We start from the raw sequence: 19,190 nt of genomic DNA, 5'->3' as shown, positions 1-19,190 counted from the left end.
GAGGAGGATTGTCATGACATCGACGGCGCAAGAGCTGCACCCCGCCCCTGTGCTCGAGCCCGGCAGGACGATCCTCGAACTGCGTGGCCTCGAGAAGAAATATCCGGGCACCCATGCGCTGAAGCCGGTGACGCTGGCCTTCAAGTCGGGCGAAATCCACGCCATCGTCGGCGAGAACGGTGCCGGCAAATCCACTCTGATCAAGCTTCTGACCGGCGTCATGCCGCGTACCTCCGGCGATGTCATCTGGGAAGGCAAGCCGGCGGCGCTGGCGACCCCGCATGAGGCGATGGCGCTCGGCATCAACGCCGTGCACCAGGAAGTCGTGCTTTGCCGGCATTTGACGGTTGCCGCCAACATGTTCCTCGGCGAGGAGAATTCGCGCTTCGGCATCCTGCAGCAGCGCGCCATGGTCAAGGAAGCGCAGAAGATCATCGACGATCTTGGCTTCGATCTGCCGGCGCATGTCGTGCTCGGCGACCTCACCATCGGCCAGCAGCAGCTGATCGCCGCCGCCCGCGCCACCGTGCGTGGTACCAAATTCCTGATCTTCGACGAGCCGACCGCCTACCTCACCCGCAAGGAGGCCGACCAGCTCTTCACCCTGATCCGCCGCCTGAAGTCCGAGGGCGTGACCATCATCTACATCAGCCACCGCATGGAGGAAGTCTTCGAGCTCGCCGATCGCGTCTCCGTGCTGCGCGACGGCACGCTGGTCGGCACCAGAAACATCGCCGAGACCAACGATGCCGAACTGGTCAAGCTGATGATCAACCGCTCGATCGAGCAGGTCTATCACAAGGAGCACTTCACGCCGGGTGTCGCGATCGTGGAAACCAGGAACCTGTCGGGCAAGGGCTTCGAAAATGTCTCGATGACGGTCCGCGCCGGCGAGATCGTCGGGCTCTACGGGCTGATCGGCGCCGGGCGCAGCGAATTCGTCACCACGCTCTACGGCCGCCATCGCAAATCGGCCGGCCAGATCCTGTGGGAAGGCAAGCCGGTCCAGGTCAATTCGGAGCATGACGCGATCAAGCTCGGCATGGCGCTGGCGCCGGAAAGCCGCCGCGACCAGGGCCTTTGCCTCAATTTGCCGGTCGGCCTCAATCTCAACCTGCCGATCTACAAGCGCATCTCCAAAAACATGTTGATCTCCGGCGCGCAGGAGAAGACCCAGGCCGACCGCCAGATCGCCGATCTCCGCATCAAGACGCCGACACGCCACGCGCTGGCCTCCAGCCTGTCGGGCGGCAATCAGCAGAAGATCGTCATCGGCAAATGGCTGGCGCATGGCGCCAAGCTGTTCATCTTCGACGAGCCGACAGTCGGCGTCGATGTCGGCACCAAGGCCGAGATCTACCGGCTGTTCGGCGCGCTCTTGTCGAAGGGCGCCGGCATCATCCTGATCTCGTCCTATCTGCCGGAAGTCTATGAGCTGGCCGACACGCTGCATGTGTTCCGCCGCGGCAAGCTGGTGGCGACACACGGATTCCGCACCGCCGATCACGAGGAAATTCTCACACAGGCGCTCGCCGAGAAACAAGAAAAGCTGGGAGGAAAGATATGAGCACCGAGGCGATTCCTGCCGAAAAACCCAAGCGCAATTACAACGCCCTGTTCGGGCTGACGCTGCTGGCGCTGCTGGTGCTGCTCTGGGTCATCCTGTCGCTGTCGACATCGAGCTTCGCCTCGGCCAACAACATTTCGAACCTTCTGCGTCAGGGTTCGATGATCGCCATCCTGGCGGTCGGCCAGACCTTCGTCATCATCACCGGCGGCATCGATCTGTCCGTCGGTGCGGTGGTCGGCTTCGCCACCGTCATTGCGGCGATGCTGATCAATGCCGGCATACCCGTCTTCCTTGCCATCCTGATCACGCTGCTGGTCGGCGTTGCCATCGGCCTGTTCCACGGCTTCGGCATCGTCAAGATGGGCCTGCCGCCCTTCATCATCACGCTGGCGACGCTGACCTCGCTGCGCGGCATCGGCCTTCTGATGACCAACGGCAACTCGATCTCCATCAACAATGATGCCTTCCAGGAATTCTCGCGCAACTCCTTCCTCGGCGTGCCCAATCTGTTCTGGATGGTGATCCTGGTCGGCATCCCGGCCTACATCTTCCTGCATCACAGCCGCTGGGGCCGCTATCTCTTCTCGGTCGGCTCCAACGCCGAGGCGTCGCGCCTCTCCGGCGTCAATGTCCAGCGCACCATCTACATGGCCTACACGCTGTCGGGCCTGTGCGCGGCCTTTGTCGGCGTGCTCCTGGCCTCGCGCATCGGCATCGGCAACCCGACCCAGGCCGAGGGCTGGGAACTGCAGGCGATCGCGTCCTCGGTCATCGGCGGCACTTCGCTGTTCGGCGCGGTCGGCTCGGTGCACGGCCCGCTGCTCGGCGCCTTCATTCTCGCCACCATCAACAACGGCGCCAACTTGCTCAACGTCAACGCCTTCTGGCAGCGCATCATCACCGGCGTGCTGATCATCGTCATCGTCTATTTCGACGGTCTGCGCCGCCGCGGCGGCAAGTGACCACTGCTGAAATCGATCTCCGGCCCGGCATGAAGACGGGTCGGAAACCCAACTGGACTGAAACATGAAAGCCGTTATCTGCCGCTCGCCCGGGGAGCTCGTCCTGGAAGATCGCCCCGCGCCCGGTGCCCCCCCTGCCGGCTGGGCACTGGTCGCGGTCAGCCATGTCGGCATCTGCGGCACTGACTACCACATTTTCGAGGGCAAGCACCCGTTCCTCGCCTACCCCCGCATCATGGGCCATGAAGTCTCCGGCACCGTCATCGAGACTGGCGAGGGCGTCGACCTTGCCATTGGCGAACCGGTCGTCATCAACCCCTACCTCTCCTGCGGCAAGTGCATCGCCTGCCGGCATGGCAAGCCGAATTGCTGCGTCAAGATCGAGGTGCTCGGCGTCCATCGCGACGGCGCGATGTGCGAACGCATTCTTGTCCCGGCGCAGAATCTCTATCCGGCCAATGGCCTGTCGCTGGCCGACGCAGCCGCCGTCGAATTCCTGGCCATCGGCGCGCACGCCGTACGTCGCGCCCGCGCCGATCCCGGCGCCCGCGCGCTGGTCATCGGCGCCGGCCCGATCGGGCTCGGCAACGCCATCTTCGCCCGCATCGCCGGGCTCGACGTGACGCTGCTCGACATGAGCAGTGAACGCCTCGCTTTCGCCGAAAACGAACTTGGTTTCAGTATCCTCGACGGCTCGCGCGGAGCGGTGCCGGACCTGGTCAAGGAAGCGACATCAGGCGAAGGCTTCGACGTGGTCTTCGACGCCACCGGCAACACCCGGTCGGTGCAGTCGGCCTTCGCCCATGTCGCGCATGGCGGCACACTGGTGCTCGTCAGCGTCGTCAAGGACGACATCGTCTTCTCCGATCCGGAATTCCACAAACGCGAAATGACGCTGGTCGGCAGCCGCAATGCCTTGCGTGCCGATTTCGATCATGTCGCGGCCTCGATCGGCAACGGCGCCGTGCCCCTGGCCAAGCTCGTCACCCACCGCACCACGCTTGCCGATACGCCGGGCGATCTCGCCCGCTGGGCGCACGAGAAATCCGGCCTGATCAAAGCGGTGATCGAGGTCGGATAGTCGGCAGAATCCGGCTCACAGCGCCGACAGCTTCAGTTCCACCCGTTCCGCCGGAAAGCGCGACTCCGAAAACTGGATCGGTCGGCCGTCCGGCGTGATGTTGACGGCCACCGTGACCAGCACGATGGCGCCTGGCTGAAGGTCGAGGTCGGCGAGATCGGCCGCATCGGCATGGCGCGCCGACAGCACGGTCGACTGCCTGAGATAATCGTCTATGCCGAAGCGGGCCAGCGATGCGGTGATCGAGCCAGTCTCTGCCATCGCCTTGTCGATGCCGGCAAAGCGCCTGGCATCGAACCAGCCGGCAGCGCGTGACACAGGCCGTCCATCGGCTTCACCGCGTGTCTCCAATCTGATCACCTCGGTCGCCCTGGCCAGTCCAAGACCCTCGGCGACACGCTGACTGGCCGGCTCGACCGATGAGGAAAGCAGCACGATGTGGCGTTCCGAGGTCTGCCCTTGCAGGCCTGTTGAAAAGCGTGTGCGCGCGCCGATCGGATAGGACAGTCGCTTGCGCGACAGCACGAAGGTGCCACGCCCCTGCTCTGCCCGCAGCACTCCTTCCTGCACAAGTGCGGATATGGCGCTGCGCACCGTGTGACGGTTGACGCCATAACGCTCGGCCAACGCCACCTCCGGCGGCAGCGCGGCATTCTCGGCGAAATCGCCGGTGGCGATCGCCTGCAGGATCCTGTCGGCGATCTGCCGCCACAGCGAGACGCCGCTGCGCCGCTCGATACTGTCGGCTTCCTGTCGCCCGATCATGAATTGCCCCCGGCCATCTATCCCCTGTCATCCACCCGTCATGGACTCGCGTTAGGTAATATGTATAATTTGTATAGTTGTCTATATCAATAGACAAATTTAGCAAAGAGGAATACTGCCGATGCGAGGACAGGAAGCCCGCGACCAGGCCGAGCGCAAGGCCGCCATGGCGACGCTGGCGCAATCGAGTGGCGACGACATCGTCCGGCTCTGGAACGAAGCTGGCCTGCCTTCGCAGGCCGAGCTGCTGCGCGGCCCCGAGACCGGGCTGGTGACGCTGCGCGGCCGCATCGGCGGCGGCGGCGCGCCGTTTAATGTCGGCGAGGCGACCGTCACCCGCGCCACCGTCAGGCTGCCGTCCGGACAGGTCGGCCATTGCTACGCGCTTGGCCGCGACAAGCAGAAGGCGAAGCTCGCGGCAATCGCCGACGCGCTCTGGCAGGACCCTGCCCGCCGGACCGAGGTCGAGACCAGGCTGATCGGGCCTTTGAGGTCGGCGCTCGCCACTGCCCAGGAAAAACGCCGTGCCGAGACGGCGGCAACGAAGGTGGATTTCTTCACCATGGTTCGCGGAGAAGACTGATGGATATCGCAGCGCAATCGATCGAGGGCGGCTTTGCCGATCCGGTGTTCAACGCCCAGACGGTGTTTCGCGCGGTCATGGACGCGATGGCGCGGCCGGGCAGCGTGCAGCCTTTGCCGGCCCTGGCCCGCCCGCCGGCGCCGCTCTCGGCAACTGCCGGCGCCGTGGCACTGGCGCTATGCGACAACGACACGCCGCTCTGGCTCGACCCCGCCTTGCACGTCTCCGCCGCGATCGGTTCCTGGCTTGGCTTCCACACCGGCGCGCCGCTCGCCAACACGCCTGCCGACGCGCATTTCGCCTTTGTCGCCACGCCGGCCGAGATGATGGCGCTCGACGGCTTTGCGCAGGGAACGCAGGACTATCCCGACCGGTCGACCACCCTGATCCTGCAGGTCAGCGACCTCACCTCAGGCACTCCGCTGCTGCTGGAAGGGCCTGGCATCGAAACCAGCGCCACGATCGCGCCGGCGCAGATGCCGCGTCATTTCATCGAGCAATGGAAGCAGAATATCCAGCGCTTTCCGCGCGGCGTCGACATCATCCTCGCCACCGCTGAAGGCATAGCCTGCCTGCCGCGCACCACGCGCATCAAGACGATGGAGGCATAGGATGTATGTCGCGGTAAAAGGCGGCGAAGCCGCTATTCGTAACGCCCACAGCCTGCTCGCCGATCGCCGGCGCGGCGACCGTTCGGTGCCGGCCCTGCGCCTCGACCAGATCGTCGAGCAGCTGGCGCTCGGCGTCGACCGGGTGATGAGCGAAGGCTCGCTCTACGACCTGGAGCTCGCCGCACTCGCCATCGTCCAGGCGCGCGGCGACATGATCGAGGCGATCTTCCTGGTGCGCGCTTATCGCACCACGCTGCCGCGCTTCGGCTACAGCAACCCGATCGACACCGGCGCCATGCTGGTCGAGCGGCGCGTCTCGGCAACCTACAAGGACCTGCCCGGCGGCCAGTTGCTCGGCCCGACCTTCGACTACACGCACCGGCTGCTCGACCCCGAGCTTGCCGCTGGCTCCAACGTCGCCGCACCCTTGCGGCGCGAGACGGAAGCGCAGGCCATGCCGCGCGTCTCGGCGATCCTCGCCCGCGAAGGCCTGATCGAACCGGATGGCGAGATGCCGCAGGACCATGTGCCCGGCGACATCACCCGCGAGCCGCTGGAATTCCCGATGGCGCGCGACATCCGCCTGCAGGCGCTGTCGCGTGGCGATGAGGGTTTTCTCCTGGCGCTCGGCTATTCAACCCAGCGCGGCTATGCCCGCAACCATCCCTTTGTCGGCGAAATCCGCATTGGCGAGGTCGAGCTGGAACTCGATGTCCCCGAACTGCCCTTCGCAGCCCCCCTCGGCACGGTGCGGGTCACCGAATGCCAGATGGTCAACCAGTTCAAGGGCTCGGCCAAGGCGCCGCCGCAGTTCACCCGCGGCTACGGCCTCGTCTTCGGCCAGAGCGAGCGCAAGGCGATGGCCATGGCGCTCTGCGACCGGGCGCTGCGCGCCTCCGAGCTCGGCGAGGACATTGTCGCCGCCGCCCAGGACGAGGAGTTCGTCATCTCGCATTCCGACAATGTCCAGGCGACCGGCTTCGTCGAGCATCTGAAGCTGCCGCACTATGTCGACTTCCAGGCCGAGCTGGACCTCGTGCGCCGCATGCGCGCCGAATATGAGGCCCGTGAAAACCCCACCAGAGTGGAAGAAAAGCGGGAGGCCGCGGAATGATCGAAGGCCTGTCCCACATGACCTTCATCGTTCGCGACCTCGAGCGGATGACAAGGATACTCGAGGGCGTCTTCGACGCGCGCGAGGTCTATGCCAGCGACGCCGAGCAGTTCTCGCTGTCGCGCGAAAAATTCTTCCTGATCGGCGACATCTGGGTCGCCATCATGCAAGGCGAGAAGCTGGCCGAGCGCAGCTACAACCACATCGCCTTCAAGATCGATGACGCCGATTTCGACCGCTATGCCGAGCGCGTCGGCAAGCTATGCCTCGACATGCGCCCGCCGCGCCCACGCGTCGAGGGCGAAGGCCGCTCGATCTATTTCTACGACGACGACAATCACATGTTCGAACTGCATACCGGCACGCTCACCGAGCGGCTGGCGCGCTATGCCAAGGGGTTGGAGGCTGCGCAATGAACTTAGTGCCCGCCCCCGTGGCCGCCACCGTCGTGGGAATGACCGCCATAGCTATCATACCCGGAGTAGCCGCCACCTCCGACGCCCATGGATTCACCTTGAGAGCCCTCTTTGGGAGCGGGAAAAACCATGCGCCGAAGGAAAAAGAGAACGACGCCGGCGAACACCGCCAGCACAATTCCGAGATGCATCCATCCGGTCGAGTTCATCTGAATTCGCCCCTGTTTCCGCGTCCTGGACGCCAATTCGATAGCACAAAGCGGATGTGATCACCATGACCGACATCGCCACCTACAACTTCGCCTATCTCGACGAACAGACCAAGCGGATGATCCGCCGGGCGATCCTCAAGGGCATCGCCATTCCCGGCTATCAGGTGCCGTTCGCCTCGCGCGAAATGCCGATGCCCTATGGCTGGGGCACTGGCGGCGTCCAGGTCACCGCCTCGATCATCGGCCCCGATGACGTGCTGAAGGTCATCGACCAGGGCGCCGACGACACCACCAACGCGGTATCGATCCGCGCCTTCTTCAAGAAGGTCGCCAATGTCGCTGTCACCACCGATACCGCCGGCGCCACCATCATCCAGACCCGCCACCGCATCCCCGAACATCCGCTGACCGCGGGCCAGGTGCTGGTCTACCAGGTGCCGATCCCCGAGCCGCTGCGCTTCCTCGAACCGCGCGAGACCGAGACGCGCAAGATGCATGCGCTTGAGGAGTATGGCCTCATGCATGTGAAGCTCTATGAGGACATCGCCAAGCACGGCCGCATCGCCACCACCTATGCCTATCCGGTCAAGGTCGAGGGCCGCTATGTGATGGACCCCTCACCGACGCCGAAATTCGACAATCCCAAGATGCACCGCTCGCCGGCGCTGCAGCTGTTCGGCGCCGGACGCGAGAAGCGCATCTATGCGGTGCCCCCCTTCACCGATGTCGTCAGCCTCGACTTCGAGGACCATCCGTTCGAGGTGCAGACCTTCGACCAGCCCTGCGCACTGTGCGCGGCCGAAAATGTCTATCTCGACGAGGTCATCCTCGACGACCATGGCGGCCACATGTTCGTCTGCTCCGACACCGACCATTGCGAGAAGCGGCGCCAAGAGGGCCATCGCGGCCATCTTGCTCCGGAGATCCATCTTGCTTCCGAAAAAATGGAGCCGGCACAATGACCGACGAACCGCTGCTACGCGTCTCGGCGCTCTCCAAATTCTACGGTTCGCGCGTCGGCTGCGACAACGTCTCCTTCGACCTGTGGCCGGGCGAAGTCCTGGCAGTCGTTGGCGAATCCGGTTCCGGCAAGACGACGCTGCTCAATTGCCTGTCGACGCGGCTCTTACCGTCGTCGGGCACCGCCAGCTACCGCATGCGCGACGGCCAGTTCCGCGAGCTCTACCGCATGAGCGAGGCCGAGCGCCGCTTCCTGATGCGCACCGACTGGGGCTTTGTCCACCAGAACCCGGCCGACGGCCTGCGCATGACGGTGTCTGCCGGCGCCAATGTCGGCGAACGGCTGATGGCGGTGGGCGACCGCCACTATGGCAAGATCCGCGCCACGGCGGTCGACTGGCTGTCGCGCGTCGAGATTGAGCAAGACCGTATCGACGACGAGCCACGTGCCTTTTCCGGCGGCATGCGCCAGCGCCTGCAGATCGCCCGCAACCTCGTTACCGGCCCACGGCTGGTGTTCATGGACGAGCCGACCGGCGGCCTCGACGTCTCGGTGCAGGCCCGCCTGCTCGACCTGTTGCGTGGACTGGTCACCGATCTCGGCCTCGCGGCCATCGTCGTCACCCACGATCTCGCCGTGGCGCGCCTGCTGTCGCAGCGCATGATGGTGATGAAGGACGGCCGCGTCGTCGAAAGCGGCCTCACTGACCGCGTGCTCGACGATCCGCGCGCGCCCTACACGCAGCTTCTCGTTTCTTCCATTTTGCAGGTGTAACGATGCCAACGCCGCTCGTTGTTTCCGACGTCGCCAAGAGCTTCACCATGCATCTGCGCGATGGCATCAAACTGCCTGTCGTCGCCAGTGTCTCGTTCTCGATCAGGGCGGGCGAATGCACCGTGCTCGGCGGCCCGTCGGGCGCCGGCAAGAGCTCGATCCTGAAGATGCTCTACGGCAACTATGCCGTCGACGAGGGCCAGATCATCGTCAGGCACGAGGACGGACTGATCGATCTCGCCAACGCCAGCCCGCGCACCGTGCTTGCCGTTCGCCGGCAAACGATCGGCTATGTCAGCCAGTTCCTGCGCACCGTGCCGCGCGTCTCGGCGCTCGACGTCGTCGCCGAACCGCTGGTCGAGCGCGGCGAGGAACGCGAGGTTGCACGCGGCAAGGCGCGCGCCCTGCTGTCGCAGCTTAACCTGCCGGAAAAACTCTGGGCACTGCCGCCGGCGACCTTCTCCGGCGGCGAGCAGCAGCGCGTCAACATCGCGCGCGGCTTCATCACCGGGCACCCTATCCTGCTGCTCGACGAGCCGACCGCCTCGCTCGATGCTACCAACCGCAACGTGGTGATCGAACTCATCGCCGCCAAAAAGGCGGCGGGCGTCGCCCTGCTTGGCATCTTCCACGATCATGATGTTCGCGAGGCGGTTGCCGACCGCATCATCGACGTCACCGCTTTTGCTCCAGGAAAACTCGCCGCATGACCAGGAAATTGTCGGAGACGCCGCTGGTTCACCCGACGGCGGAGGTACACAATTCGACGCTTGGCCGCTGGACCGAGATCGCCGACCGCAGCCGGGTTTCGGAGAGCGAACTCGGCGACTATTCCTACATGATGCAGGATTGCTCTGTCTGGTGCGCGACGATCGGCAAGTTCGCCAACATCGCGGCAAGCGTGCGCCTCAACGCCACCAACCACCCGACCTGGCGGCCGACGCTGCATCATTTCACCTACCGCGCCTCGGACTATTGGGACGACGCCGAGCACGAGAGCGAATTCTTCGCCCAGCGCCGCGCCAAACGCGTCACCATCGGCCACGATACCTGGCTCGGCCACGGCTCGACCGTCCTGCCCGGCGTCACTGTCGGCGATGGCGCGGCGGTCGGCGCCGGCGCGGTCGTCTCGAAGGATGTCGCGCCCTACACCATCGTCGCCGGCGTGCCGGCCAAGCCGATCCGAGAGCGCTTCGACCGCCGCACCGCCGAACGCTATCAGGCGCTTGCCTGGTGGGACTGGGACCACGCTAGGCTGCGCGCTTCGCTCGACGATTTTCGCGAGCTGACGGCCGAGGCATTCCTGGAGAAATACGAGGGATAGTTCCTCACATTGCCGTCATAAGGGGGCCTGTTCATATCTCTGACACAGGACTCGGACAGGACGCCATCTCCCCAAGGAGATTGCCATGCTCGACACCGTCAGACCCTCGCTTTTCGGATTCTTTGCCGGCACCAACCCGACCCCGCCGGCGCATCTCGGCACGCGCTACGACACCTCGGGCAATTTCCTGACCGAGCCCGGCAACACCGTCGTCAGCCATCTCGTCAGCGGATCGCCTTCCGAAGCCGCCGTGCTTGCGGTGCGCGAGAAGATGCTGGCGATGCCCGACGCCGACCGGCTCGCCTTCACGCCCGTTTCCAGCCTGCATATGACGCTGTTCCAGGGCGTCATCGAATATCGCCGCCGCTTGCCTTACTGGCCGCAGGACGTACCGCTCGACACCAGCATCGACGCCATGACCCGCCTCTATCTGGAGCACCTGAAGGGCTTCGAGGGCTTCGGTCCTTTCAACATCAAGGTGATCGAGGTCGTGCCCACCGGTCTCACCGTTGCCGGCGCGACCGACGAGGACGTGCGCATCATGCGTCAATGGCGCGATGCGTTGGCGGTGCCGTTCGGCTACCGGCACCCCGATCATGACGCCTACGTCTTCCACATCACCTTCGCGTATCAGATCCGGCGTCTTGCCGACGACCGTGCGGCAGCATGGCAGGCTCTGTTCGACGATTGCCTGACGCTTTTGACAAGGCAGGCTCCGGTGATCGAGATCAAGGCGCCCGCCTTCTGCGCCTTTCGCGACATGAAGCACTTCGAGGAATTGCTGGTGCTTGGCTGATCGCCGGTCACGCGCCAATGCATGTCGCCCGAAAGTGGCCCCGGTTTTGGGAGAACGACATGCATAAAAACTAAAGACCTGAAGCGCGTCGCATGAATTCGTTTCAGCGCGGCGCGCTTCAGCCGTCGCGCCTGTGGAGCGTAACAAAACTGACATGCTGGCGACACGGCAGGTTCATGTGGCTGCGCTAGGCGAGAGCCTGACGATCAACAAGGTCCGGACTGGAACCTGCTCATGCCAGCAAGCTCTGCCACACTCGAAATCCGTGGTGTCAGCCGACGATTTGGCAAGAACACCGCCGTCAGCGACGTCAACATCTCGATCCCGCAGGGTCAGATGGTTGGCGTCATCGGCCGTTCGGGCGCTGGCAAGTCGACCCTTCTTCGCATGATCAACCGACTTGTCGACCCCAGCCAGGGGTCGATTTTTTTTGACGGCGCCGAGGTCTCCCGGTTGCGCGGCTCGCCGCTGAGGCGCTGGCAGCGCGACTGCGCCATGATCTTCCAGCAGTTCAACCTGGTGCCGCGCCTCGACGTGCTGACAAACGTCCTGCTCGGCAAATTGAACCATCGCTCGACCCTGTCCAACCTTCTCGGCATGTTCTCGCGCGCCGAATGCGCCGAGGCGGTCGCCGCGCTCGAGCGGCTCGACATAGCCCGCACCGCGCTTCAGCCCGCCGGCACCTTGTCTGGCGGACAGCAGCAGCGTGTCGCCATCGCCCGCGCCATGATGCAGCAGCCCAAAGTGATCCTCGCCGACGAGCCGATCGCCTCGCTCGACCCGCTCAACGCGAAGGTGGTGATGGATTCGCTGCAGGACATCAATCTGCGCGAGGGCATCACGGTCGTCACCAATCTGCACACGCTCGACACCGCCCGCGCCTATTGCAACCGCATCATCGGCATGGCCGCCGGCAAGGTCGTCTTCGACGGCCCGCCGGAAGAGCTCAACCGCGAGGCCGTGCGCCTCGTCTATGGCGCTGACAGCAATGGCGCAGAGATATCGGAGGCCATCACCTCCACCAGCGTTGCCTTCAAGCAGAAGATTGCCGCATCCGCCGGACCGCTCGAACCCGCATTCCCGGGTTACTGAGCCCATGATCCCGAAAAGTGGAATCCGGTTTTCGGGAAAGATCATGGGCCAAGAAAGGGCGGTTGGGATCGTCCGCCCGCGTCAAGGGCACTTGTCAAGATCAAGAACGCTGCCGGCGCGGGGCCGGAACTTACAGGAGAGACATCAAATGTTCAGGAAGATGGTTTTCAGCGCCGTTTCGGTGCTTGCCATGGCAACCAGCATGGCCCACGCCGCCGACATGAAGGAATTCCGCGTCGGCATTCTGGGCGGTGAAAACGAGACCGACCGGCTGCGCAACTACCAATGCCTGGCCGATCATCTGAAGGCCGAATTCGGCTTCGAGAAGGTCTCGCTGTTTCCTGCCGCCGACTATGACGGCGTCATCCAGGGCCTGCTCGGCGGCACGCTCGACTTCGCAGAACTCGGCGCCTCCGGCTACGCCAGCGTCTATCTCAAGGACCCGAAGGCGGTGACCCCGATCCTCACCACCAAGCAGACCGACGGTTCCACCGGCTATTATTCGATCGGCCTGGCTCTGAAGACCTCGGGCATCACCGACATCAAGTCGGCCAAGGGCAAGAAGCTCGGCTACGCCGATCCGGACTCCACCTCGGGGTACCTGATCCCGCTGACCCAGATTCCGAAGGACACCGGCGCCTCGAACGAAACCTTCTTCGCCTCGACCCAGTTCAACGGCGGCCATGAGAACAACATCCTGGCCGTGCGCGACGGCAAGGTCGATGTCGCGGTCGATGATTCCTCCGGCATCGGCGACTTCAAGAACGGCTTCACGTCCGGCACCTTCCACAAGGTCGTCGCCAAGGGCGCCGTCGACCCGAACGACTTCGTCGAAGTCTGGCGCTCGGGCCTGATCCCGAACGGCCCGCTGGTCGTGCGCACCGCGCTCGGTGACGAGATGACCGCCAAGCTCGCCGCCTTCTTCACCGAGCTGCCGACGAAGGACAAGGCTTGCTTCGAGGGCGTCGAAGGTGGCGATTTCACCGGCTACGTTCCGGTCAAGCCAGACTTCTACAACGTCATCGTCGAAGCCCGTAAGGCAGCCATCGGCGGCTAACGGCGAAATCGGAAAGGGCGGTGCCGAAAGCACCGCCCTTTTTGCATCTCCGATCATGACCCTTTCCGTGACAGCCCCCTCATTGACAGCCTCTTCTGGCGCCCCCCAGCAGATGGCCGATGCCTGGCGACGCCAGACGTCGCTGCGCCGGTTCTATACAGTGCTCGGCGTCGGCCTGCTGCTCGCCGCGCTGCTCGCCAGCATGTGGTTCGCCGACGAAGCCAATGCCGGGCACTTTTTCGACCGGCTGCCGCATATTCTGGATTTTCTGAGCTGGCTGGTCCCAAAGGATTGGAACGACGTCTGGCGGGCACTGTTCGACATCGCCTCGCCGCATGACACCGGCACCCAGGAATACAATTTCCCGCTCGGCCGGATCTATGTCTGGGGCGGGTTCTACATCCCCGAATATTTCGAGCTGATGATCACGACGGTCAATGTAGCCCTGGTCTCGACCTTCGTCGGTTTCATCTTCGCCGTGCCGTTTTCCTTCATCGCCGCCCGCAACCTGACGCCCCATCCGGCGCTGCGGCTGATCGTCAAGCGCTTTATGGAGCTGCTGCGCGCCTTCCCTGAGATCGTCATTGCCGGCCTGTTCGCGGCCATCGTCTCCATCGGCCCGATCGCCGCCATCATCGCCATCGGCCTGCATTCGATCGGCGCGCTCGGCAAGCTGTTCTACGAGATCAACGAGAACATCGACATGCGTGCCGAGGAAGGCCTGCGCGCGGTCGGAGCCAACTGGTTCGAGCGCGTGCGCTTCGCCGACCTGCCGCAGGTCCTGCCCAATTTCATGTCCTACACACTGCTGCGCGTCGAGATCAATGTCCGCGCCTCGACCATCATCGGCGCCGTCGGCGGCGGCGGCATCGGCGAGGAGTTGAAGCTCTCCATCTCGCGCGGCTTCGGCGCCAAGACGCTGGCGCTGGTGCTGCTCTTGTTCACGACCATCTTCATCATCGACCAGTTCTCCGCCTGGCTGCGCCGCAAGCTGGTCGGCGAGCAAGCTTTCATGATGGGGGCGTGAATCATGGCGACCATGACCGCCGAGGAGATACTGTCGATCGAGGAGCGCTATCCGCAAGTGTTCCGGCGGCCGCTGTACAAGCGCTTCGCTCCGCTGTTCCTGTTCATCGGCATCCTGACCTATCTCATCTATGTCCTGTGGTTCTTCAGCCTGCCGCAAGTGCTGCGGGAATCGCACTGGGAGCGTCTGCCGCTGTTCCTGACACAATGGATCAGCTACGACCTGCAACCGCAATTCCGCCTCGACCAGCCTGAGATCACGCCAAAATACCCGCGCTTTTCCGCGCTTGGCGAGAACCCGAACCCCGACTGGGTGATCAAGAATCCGGACGGCACCTTCACCGTGCTGATCGACGGCCCGGCGAAATCCGTGACTTTCGGCAAGGCGCAGGCAACGATCGTGGCCAACGGCCAGACCGTGCCGGTTTCGCTGACCAGCGGCAAGCCGGTGATATCAGGCCCGGTGCCGGACTGGATTGCCGCGCATGACGACGAGGTGGTTGCCAAGATGGGCTTCGTCGGCGAAGTGCGCGTCACCGTCGATCGCGTCAAGGTGCGCAAGCGCTTCCTCGGCTGGGCGAATTTCGTCTTCGACACACGCTCGCCCTTCTTCGGCAAATCGGCGGGAGAGGTGATCTCGCTGATCGTGTCCGGGCCTGATTTGAAGCCGGGCACCTCGAACCTGGCGCTGGCCGGCGACAACATCTGGAACAACGCCCAGTGGCAGCACGGTGACGTCTGGACGAAGCTGCTGCAGACCATCGTCATGGCGTTCCTGGGCACCCTGCTTGGCGGTATCGTCGCCTTCCCGCTTGCCTTCTTCGCCGCCCGCAACATCACGCCGAGCGGTGTGCTCAGCCAGGTCCTGAAACGCTTCTTCGACTTCATGCGCTCGGTCGACATGCTGATCTGGGCGCTGTTCTTCACCCGCGCCTTCGGCCCTGGTCCGCTTGCGGGCAGTGCCGCGATCTTCTTCACCGAGATCGGCACGCTCGGCAAAACCTATTCCGAGGCGCTGGAGAACATCGACGACAAGCCGCGCGAAGGTGTGCTGTCGACCGGCGCCAACGGTCTCCTGGTGCAGCGCTACGGCGTCATGCCGGAAGTCATTCCGGTCTTCATCAGCCAGACGCTCTACCAGTGGGAATCCAACACACGCGGCGCTACCATCATCGGCGCCGTCGGCGCCGGCGGCATCGGCCTGAAACTGTGGGAAGCGATGCGCACCAATTCCAACTGGGCCAACGTCTTCTACATGGTGCTGCTGATCCTGCTGGTCGTCTTCATCTTCGACAACATCTCGAATTTCCTGCGCCGCCGGCTGAGCCGCACCATCCACGACTACAACAGGATCCAGGTCGAGCAGGAGTGATAGGCCTGGATGCCATGGTTGGCGGCGGCATCTCGCGAAGAGAGGAGCCTAAGCCGCCTTCTTCCACCCATTCCTGATATGCTTATACCCGTCGCGATAGACAGCTTCCGGGCTCTCGGAAAAATCGCGCCAAACCTTGGTCGCCGCAGCCAGGTCCTTCAGCGACCGCCCGAACGCCTCGATTGTCAGCCAGTCGTCATAGCCGCTCTTGCGGATCGCCGCGAACGTCTCTTTCCACGGAATGTTGCCGCGCCCCGGCACGCCGCGATCGTTTTCCGATATGTGGATATGCACGACATTCCGGCGATGCTTCGTATAGGCGCCAATCGGGTCGGCCTCCTCGATATTGGCATGAAAGGTGTCGTACATCGCCTTGATGTGCGGACGGCCGACGGCATCGATGTGCTCCGAGAGGTCCGCCATCGTGTTGAAAAGATAACATTCGAAGCGGTTCAGCGCCTCCAGCCCGATGGTGACGTTGCGCGTGCCGGCATGGTCGCCGATGGCGCGCTGCGAGGCGATGGAACGGTTCTTCTCGGCGGGGGTCGGCCCGCTGCCGGAAAAGGCGCCGAGCGTCGAATGCAGCGGCCCGCTGAGCGTCCTGGCGCCAAGCGCATCGGCGCAATCAACAGCCCATTTCATGTAAGCGATACCAGCCTTGCGCGTTGCCGCATCGGCCGAGATCAGGTTCATCGAGGGATCGCCCATCGCAGAGACCGCGGTCCGCTCCAGCCCGATGCGATCGAGCAGGTCGCCGAGCTTTTTATAATCGTCCGGCATGCCGGCAAAGATCGGTATCTCGACACCGTCGAAGCCCGTCGCCTTGATGTCGCGAAGCAGAGGCTCATGCTTCTTCGACACCGCCGTCGTCCACAAGAACATGCACATGCCGATTTTCATCGACGCCCTCCCCCCGTTTAATCCCCCCGGATCATTTTTGCTTTAGAGCTTCGTCCACGCGCCATTCTTCTTCGACGATTTCACGCAGGCTTCGATGAAGGCCATGCCTTCGACGCCGTCCTGGATGGTCGGGAAGACGACATCCTTGGCCGGCTTGCCACCCTTCTTGCGCGCCGCACGAATGGCGCGTGCAGCCTCCTGATAGATGTTGGCGAAGCCTTCGAGATAGCCCTCGGGATGGCCTGACGGCACGCGGCTGACACGGCCCGCCACCGGCAGCGCGCCGGCGCCGTTGCGGGTGATCAACTGCTTGGGCTGGCCGAATGGGGTGTACCAGAGATAGTTGGGATCGGCCTGCACCCATTCCAGCCCACCCTTCGAGCCATAGATGCGCAGCTTCAGCCCGTTCTCATGGCCGGGCGCCACCTGGCTCGCCCAGATCATGCCCTTGGCAGGATGCGTCTTGCCGGTGGGCTTGAAGCGCAGCATGACGTTGACATTGTCGTCGAGCAGCCGCCCCGGCACGAAGGCATCGAGATCGGCCGACAGCGAATCCAGCTCTAGCCCGGAGACGAAGCGGGCAAGATTGTAGGCATGGGTGCCGATGTCGCCCAGCGCACCGCCGGCGCCCGCCTGCTTGGGATCGCCGCGCCATGATGCCTGCTTCTGGCCGGTGGCGGCGAGGTCCTCGGTCAGCCAGTCCTGCGGATATTCCGACTGCACGATGCGGATGTCGCCGAGCACGCCCTTGGCCACCATTTCGCGCGCCTGCCGCACCATCGGATAGGCGGTGTAATTGTGGGTGAGCACGAACACCTTGCCGGTCTTCTCGACGACCGCGGCGAGCTTTTTCGCCTCGGCTAGTGTCGTCGCCAGCGGCTTGTCGCAGATCACGTGGATGCCGGCCTCGAGAAACGCCTTGGCTGCCGGCACATGGACATTGTTGGGCGTCACGATGGCCACCGCCTCGATGCCGTCGGGGCGCTTGGCCTCGGCCTTGGCCATCTCGGCATAGGAAGCGTAGCTGCGATCCGGATCGAGCCCGAGTTCGGCGGCCGAAGCCTTGGCGCGCTCGGGGTTCGCCGACAGCGCACCAGCCACCAGCACGAATTCATTGTCCAGGCGCGCCGCTATGCGGTGCACCGCGCCGATGAAGGCGCCTTGCCCGCCGCCGACCATGCCATAGCGGATCGGGCCGCCTCCCGTTTCCGATTTCGATGCACCGACCATGTTTTGTCCCTCGTGTCTTGGATACTTCTTCCCTCCGGGGAAGGGAAAGCCGTGTCAGATTCCCATCATCGCGCGCAGCACTTTCTTGTCCGTAGCGCCACCGGCGAAGTCGTCGAATGCCTTCTCCGTCACGCGGATGATGTGGTGCTGGATGAAAGGCGCCCCTTCGGCAGCTCCATCCTCGGGGTGCTTCAGGCAGCACTCCCATTCCAGCACCGCCCAGGAATCATAATTGTACTGCGTCAACTTGGAGAAGATGCCGCCGAAATCCACCTGCCCGTCGCCGAGCGAGCGGAAGCGTCCTGCGCGGTTGGTCCAGCTCTGATAGCCGGAATAGACGCCTTGCCGGCCGGTCGGGTTGAACTCGGCATCCTTGACGTGGAAGGCCTTGATGCGCTCGTGGTAGATGTCGATGAATTCGAGATAGTCGAGTTGCTGCAGCAGGAAGTGCGACGGGTCGTAGTTGATGTTGCAGCGCTTGTGGCCACCGACCGCCTCGAGGAACATCTCGAAGGTGGCGCCGTCGAACACGTCCTCGCCGGGATGGATTTCGTAGCCGACATCGACACCATTGTCCTCATAGACGTCGAGGATCGGCTTCCAGCGCTTGCCGAGTTCGGCGAAGGCCTCCTCGATCAGACCGGCCGGCCGCTGCGGCCAGGGGTAGAGGTAGGGGAAGGCCAGCGCACCGGAGAAGGACACCGAAGCCTTGAGGCCGAGATTCTTCGAGGCCTTGGCGCCGAACTTCATCTGTTCGACCGCCCATTTCTGCCGCGCCTTGGGATTGTTGTGGACCGAGGCCGGCGCGAAGCCGTCGAACTGCGCGTCATAGGCCGGATGCACCGCCACCAACTGACCCTGCAGATGCGTCGACAGTTCGGTGATCTCGACGCCGGCATCGGCGCAAATGCCCTTCACCTCGTCGCAATAGGTCTTGGAAGACGCCGCTTTCTCGAGATCGAACAGGCGCGCGTCCCAGGTCGGGATCTGCACGCCCTTATAGCCGAGACCGGCGGCCCATTTGGTGATCGCGGCCAGCGAATTGAATGGCGCTGCGTCACCCGCGAACTGCGCCAGAAACAGTCCAGGGCCCTTCATTGTCGTCGGCATCGGCATCCTCCCTCATTGTGTCGCGACCAAGCATAGCGCCGATTGGAAGCAGGGCCAGCCATTTTGGTCTTTTTGCATCGGGCGCTTTGCAGGCACTGCCATTCTGGTATTACCAAATAGGGGAATTTGGTCAAGCCTGGCAATGCATCGATCGAGATCTGCGAATGTCCAAAGCATCGGCATATATCACAATATAATCAACGGAATAATTCGCACAGCAAGTTGCGCATCCGC

Annotated in this window: 20 protein-coding genes; 16 read left to right on the top strand and 4 right to left on the bottom strand. The window is 63.7% G+C overall.

The window, feature by feature from the left end; translation table 11 throughout:
- The first annotated feature begins 13 nt into the window (after positions 1–13).
- The 3 genes from JG747_RS09210 to JG747_RS09200 all read left to right on the top strand — a co-directional run bounded on the left by JG747_RS09210 (position 14) and on the right by JG747_RS09200 (position 3,613).
- Entirely contained in the window at positions 14–1,567 is a 1,554-nt protein-coding gene (locus JG747_RS09210; protein ID WP_202361643.1) for a sugar ABC transporter ATP-binding protein, read from the top strand.
- On the top strand, positions 1,564–2,532 hold the full coding sequence (locus tag JG747_RS09205) for an ABC transporter permease (RefSeq protein WP_019861267.1): 969 nt from the start codon (positions 1,564–1,566) through the stop codon (positions 2,530–2,532). Before JG747_RS09210 ends, JG747_RS09205 begins: the two co-directional genes overlap by 4 nt.
- Positions 2,533–2,596: 64 nt before the next feature.
- Complete coding sequence (locus tag JG747_RS09200; RefSeq protein WP_019861268.1) at positions 2,597–3,613, top strand: zinc-binding alcohol dehydrogenase family protein; 1,017 nt, start codon at positions 2,597–2,599, stop codon at positions 3,611–3,613.
- 15 nt (positions 3,614–3,628) lie between these two features.
- Here the strand turns inward: JG747_RS09200 and phnF are convergent, their stop codons facing one another.
- Positions 3,629–4,378, bottom strand: a complete 750-nt coding sequence (gene phnF, locus JG747_RS09195; protein WP_064980919.1) for a phosphonate metabolism transcriptional regulator PhnF — start codon at positions 4,376–4,378, stop codon at positions 3,629–3,631.
- Positions 4,379–4,499: 121 nt separating this feature from the next.
- Here phnF and phnG point away from each other — a divergent pair, with 121 nt between their 5' ends.
- From phnG to phnE (JG747_RS09130), 13 genes are all read left to right on the top strand, one after another.
- On the top strand, positions 4,500–4,961 hold the full coding sequence (phnG, locus tag JG747_RS09190; protein ID WP_019861270.1) for a phosphonate C-P lyase system protein PhnG: 462 nt from the start codon (positions 4,500–4,502) through the stop codon (positions 4,959–4,961).
- Positions 4,961–5,572 (top strand): phosphonate C-P lyase system protein PhnH, encoded by a 612-nt coding sequence (gene phnH / locus JG747_RS09185; RefSeq protein ID WP_064980921.1) that lies wholly within the window; start codon positions 4,961–4,963, stop codon positions 5,570–5,572. The genes phnG and phnH overlap by 1 nt, the downstream gene beginning before the upstream one ends.
- 1 nt (position 5,573) lies before the next feature.
- Positions 5,574–6,686, top strand: coding sequence for a carbon-phosphorus lyase complex subunit PhnI (locus tag JG747_RS09180; RefSeq protein WP_202361642.1), 1,113 nt, complete (start codon positions 5,574–5,576; stop codon positions 6,684–6,686).
- Complete coding sequence (fosX, locus tag JG747_RS09175) at positions 6,683–7,102, top strand: FosX/FosE/FosI family fosfomycin resistance hydrolase (RefSeq protein ID WP_019861273.1); 420 nt, start codon at positions 6,683–6,685, stop codon at positions 7,100–7,102. The genes JG747_RS09180 and fosX overlap by 4 nt, the downstream gene beginning before the upstream one ends.
- 274 nt (positions 7,103–7,376) lie before the next feature.
- Positions 7,377–8,276, top strand: coding sequence for an alpha-D-ribose 1-methylphosphonate 5-phosphate C-P-lyase PhnJ (locus JG747_RS09170; protein WP_027047410.1), 900 nt, complete (start codon positions 7,377–7,379; stop codon positions 8,274–8,276).
- A complete protein-coding gene (gene phnK / locus JG747_RS09165) occupies positions 8,273–9,049 on the top strand; it encodes a phosphonate C-P lyase system protein PhnK (protein ID WP_013892928.1) in 777 nt (258 codons plus the stop codon). The genes JG747_RS09170 and phnK overlap by 4 nt, the downstream gene beginning before the upstream one ends.
- A gap of 2 nt (positions 9,050–9,051) precedes the next feature.
- Positions 9,052–9,759, top strand: a complete 708-nt coding sequence (gene phnL, locus JG747_RS09160) for a phosphonate C-P lyase system protein PhnL (RefSeq protein WP_202361641.1) — start codon at positions 9,052–9,054, stop codon at positions 9,757–9,759.
- Complete coding sequence (locus JG747_RS09155; RefSeq protein WP_027047411.1) at positions 9,756–10,373, top strand: DapH/DapD/GlmU-related protein; 618 nt, start codon at positions 9,756–9,758, stop codon at positions 10,371–10,373. The genes phnL and JG747_RS09155 overlap by 4 nt, the downstream gene beginning before the upstream one ends.
- An 85-nt stretch (positions 10,374–10,458) precedes the next feature.
- A complete protein-coding gene (locus tag JG747_RS09150; protein WP_202361640.1) occupies positions 10,459–11,169 on the top strand; it encodes a DUF1868 domain-containing protein in 711 nt (236 codons plus the stop codon).
- Between the two features lie 234 nt (positions 11,170–11,403).
- Complete coding sequence (gene phnC / locus JG747_RS09145; protein WP_202361639.1) at positions 11,404–12,261, top strand: phosphonate ABC transporter ATP-binding protein; 858 nt, start codon at positions 11,404–11,406, stop codon at positions 12,259–12,261.
- Between the two features lie 148 nt (positions 12,262–12,409).
- The gene (phnD, locus tag JG747_RS09140) at positions 12,410–13,318 is read left to right on the top strand and encodes a phosphonate ABC transporter substrate-binding protein (RefSeq protein ID WP_019861278.1); all 909 of its coding nucleotides are present in this window, start codon (positions 12,410–12,412) and stop codon (positions 13,316–13,318) included.
- A 55-nt stretch (positions 13,319–13,373) separates the two neighbouring features.
- Entirely contained in the window at positions 13,374–14,345 is a 972-nt protein-coding gene (phnE, locus tag JG747_RS09135) for a phosphonate ABC transporter, permease protein PhnE (protein ID WP_038649796.1), read from the top strand.
- 3 nt (positions 14,346–14,348) lie between these two features.
- Positions 14,349–15,716 carry a phosphonate ABC transporter, permease protein PhnE gene (gene phnE / locus JG747_RS09130; RefSeq protein WP_202361638.1) on the top strand — a complete coding sequence of 456 codons (1,368 nt, stop codon included), beginning with the start codon at positions 14,349–14,351 and terminating at the stop codon, positions 15,714–15,716.
- A 48-nt stretch (positions 15,717–15,764) separates the two neighbouring features.
- Here phnE (JG747_RS09130) and JG747_RS09125 read toward each other — a convergent pair whose 3' ends face one another.
- Genes JG747_RS09125 through JG747_RS09115 form a run of 3 tightly spaced genes read right to left on the bottom strand, consistent with a single transcriptional unit; the run spans position 15,765 to position 18,956 of the window.
- Positions 15,765–16,616, bottom strand: coding sequence for a sugar phosphate isomerase/epimerase family protein (locus JG747_RS09125; RefSeq protein ID WP_038649802.1), 852 nt, complete (start codon positions 16,614–16,616; stop codon positions 15,765–15,767).
- A 42-nt stretch (positions 16,617–16,658) separates the two neighbouring features.
- Positions 16,659–17,846, bottom strand: coding sequence for a Gfo/Idh/MocA family protein (locus JG747_RS09120; protein ID WP_038649804.1), 1,188 nt, complete (start codon positions 17,844–17,846; stop codon positions 16,659–16,661).
- Between the two features lie 54 nt (positions 17,847–17,900).
- Positions 17,901–18,956 (bottom strand): sugar phosphate isomerase/epimerase family protein, encoded by a 1,056-nt coding sequence (locus JG747_RS09115; RefSeq protein ID WP_064981681.1) that lies wholly within the window; start codon positions 18,954–18,956, stop codon positions 17,901–17,903.
- Positions 18,957–19,190: the final 234 nt, after the last annotated feature.

This window comes from Mesorhizobium sp. 131-3-5, from assembly GCF_016756575.1.
Taxonomy (GTDB): Bacteria; Pseudomonadota; Alphaproteobacteria; order Rhizobiales; family Rhizobiaceae; genus Mesorhizobium; species Mesorhizobium jarvisii.
Note: the sequence above shows the minus strand (reverse complement) of the source record. Positions and strands in the feature narration are given on the sequence as shown.

Coding starts and splice junctions, on each gene's coding strand:
- JG747_RS09210 (WP_202361643.1), top strand. CDS start 14: ATGACATCGACGGCGCAAGAGCTGCACCCCGCCCCTGTGCTCGAGCCC.
- JG747_RS09205 (WP_019861267.1), top strand. CDS start 1,564: ATGAGCACCGAGGCGATTCCTGCCGAAAAACCCAAGCGCAATTACAAC.
- JG747_RS09200 (WP_019861268.1), top strand. CDS start 2,597: ATGAAAGCCGTTATCTGCCGCTCGCCCGGGGAGCTCGTCCTGGAAGAT.
- phnF (WP_064980919.1), bottom strand. CDS start 4,378: ATGATCGGGCGACAGGAAGCCGACAGTATCGAGCGGCGCAGCGGCGTC.
- phnG (WP_019861270.1), top strand. CDS start 4,500: ATGCGAGGACAGGAAGCCCGCGACCAGGCCGAGCGCAAGGCCGCCATG.
- phnH (WP_064980921.1), top strand. CDS start 4,961: ATGGATATCGCAGCGCAATCGATCGAGGGCGGCTTTGCCGATCCGGTG.
- JG747_RS09180 (WP_202361642.1), top strand. CDS start 5,574: ATGTATGTCGCGGTAAAAGGCGGCGAAGCCGCTATTCGTAACGCCCAC.
- fosX (WP_019861273.1), top strand. CDS start 6,683: ATGATCGAAGGCCTGTCCCACATGACCTTCATCGTTCGCGACCTCGAG.
- JG747_RS09170 (WP_027047410.1), top strand. CDS start 7,377: ATGACCGACATCGCCACCTACAACTTCGCCTATCTCGACGAACAGACC.
- phnK (WP_013892928.1), top strand. CDS start 8,273: ATGACCGACGAACCGCTGCTACGCGTCTCGGCGCTCTCCAAATTCTAC.
- phnL (WP_202361641.1), top strand. CDS start 9,052: ATGCCAACGCCGCTCGTTGTTTCCGACGTCGCCAAGAGCTTCACCATG.
- JG747_RS09155 (WP_027047411.1), top strand. CDS start 9,756: ATGACCAGGAAATTGTCGGAGACGCCGCTGGTTCACCCGACGGCGGAG.
- JG747_RS09150 (WP_202361640.1), top strand. CDS start 10,459: ATGCTCGACACCGTCAGACCCTCGCTTTTCGGATTCTTTGCCGGCACC.
- phnC (WP_202361639.1), top strand. CDS start 11,404: ATGCCAGCAAGCTCTGCCACACTCGAAATCCGTGGTGTCAGCCGACGA.
- phnD (WP_019861278.1), top strand. CDS start 12,410: ATGTTCAGGAAGATGGTTTTCAGCGCCGTTTCGGTGCTTGCCATGGCA.
- phnE (WP_038649796.1), top strand. CDS start 13,374: ATGACCCTTTCCGTGACAGCCCCCTCATTGACAGCCTCTTCTGGCGCC.
- phnE (WP_202361638.1), top strand. CDS start 14,349: ATGGCGACCATGACCGCCGAGGAGATACTGTCGATCGAGGAGCGCTAT.
- JG747_RS09125 (WP_038649802.1), bottom strand. CDS start 16,616: ATGAAAATCGGCATGTGCATGTTCTTGTGGACGACGGCGGTGTCGAAG.
- JG747_RS09120 (WP_038649804.1), bottom strand. CDS start 17,846: ATGGTCGGTGCATCGAAATCGGAAACGGGAGGCGGCCCGATCCGCTAT.
- JG747_RS09115 (WP_064981681.1), bottom strand. CDS start 18,956: ATGCCGACGACAATGAAGGGCCCTGGACTGTTTCTGGCGCAGTTCGCG.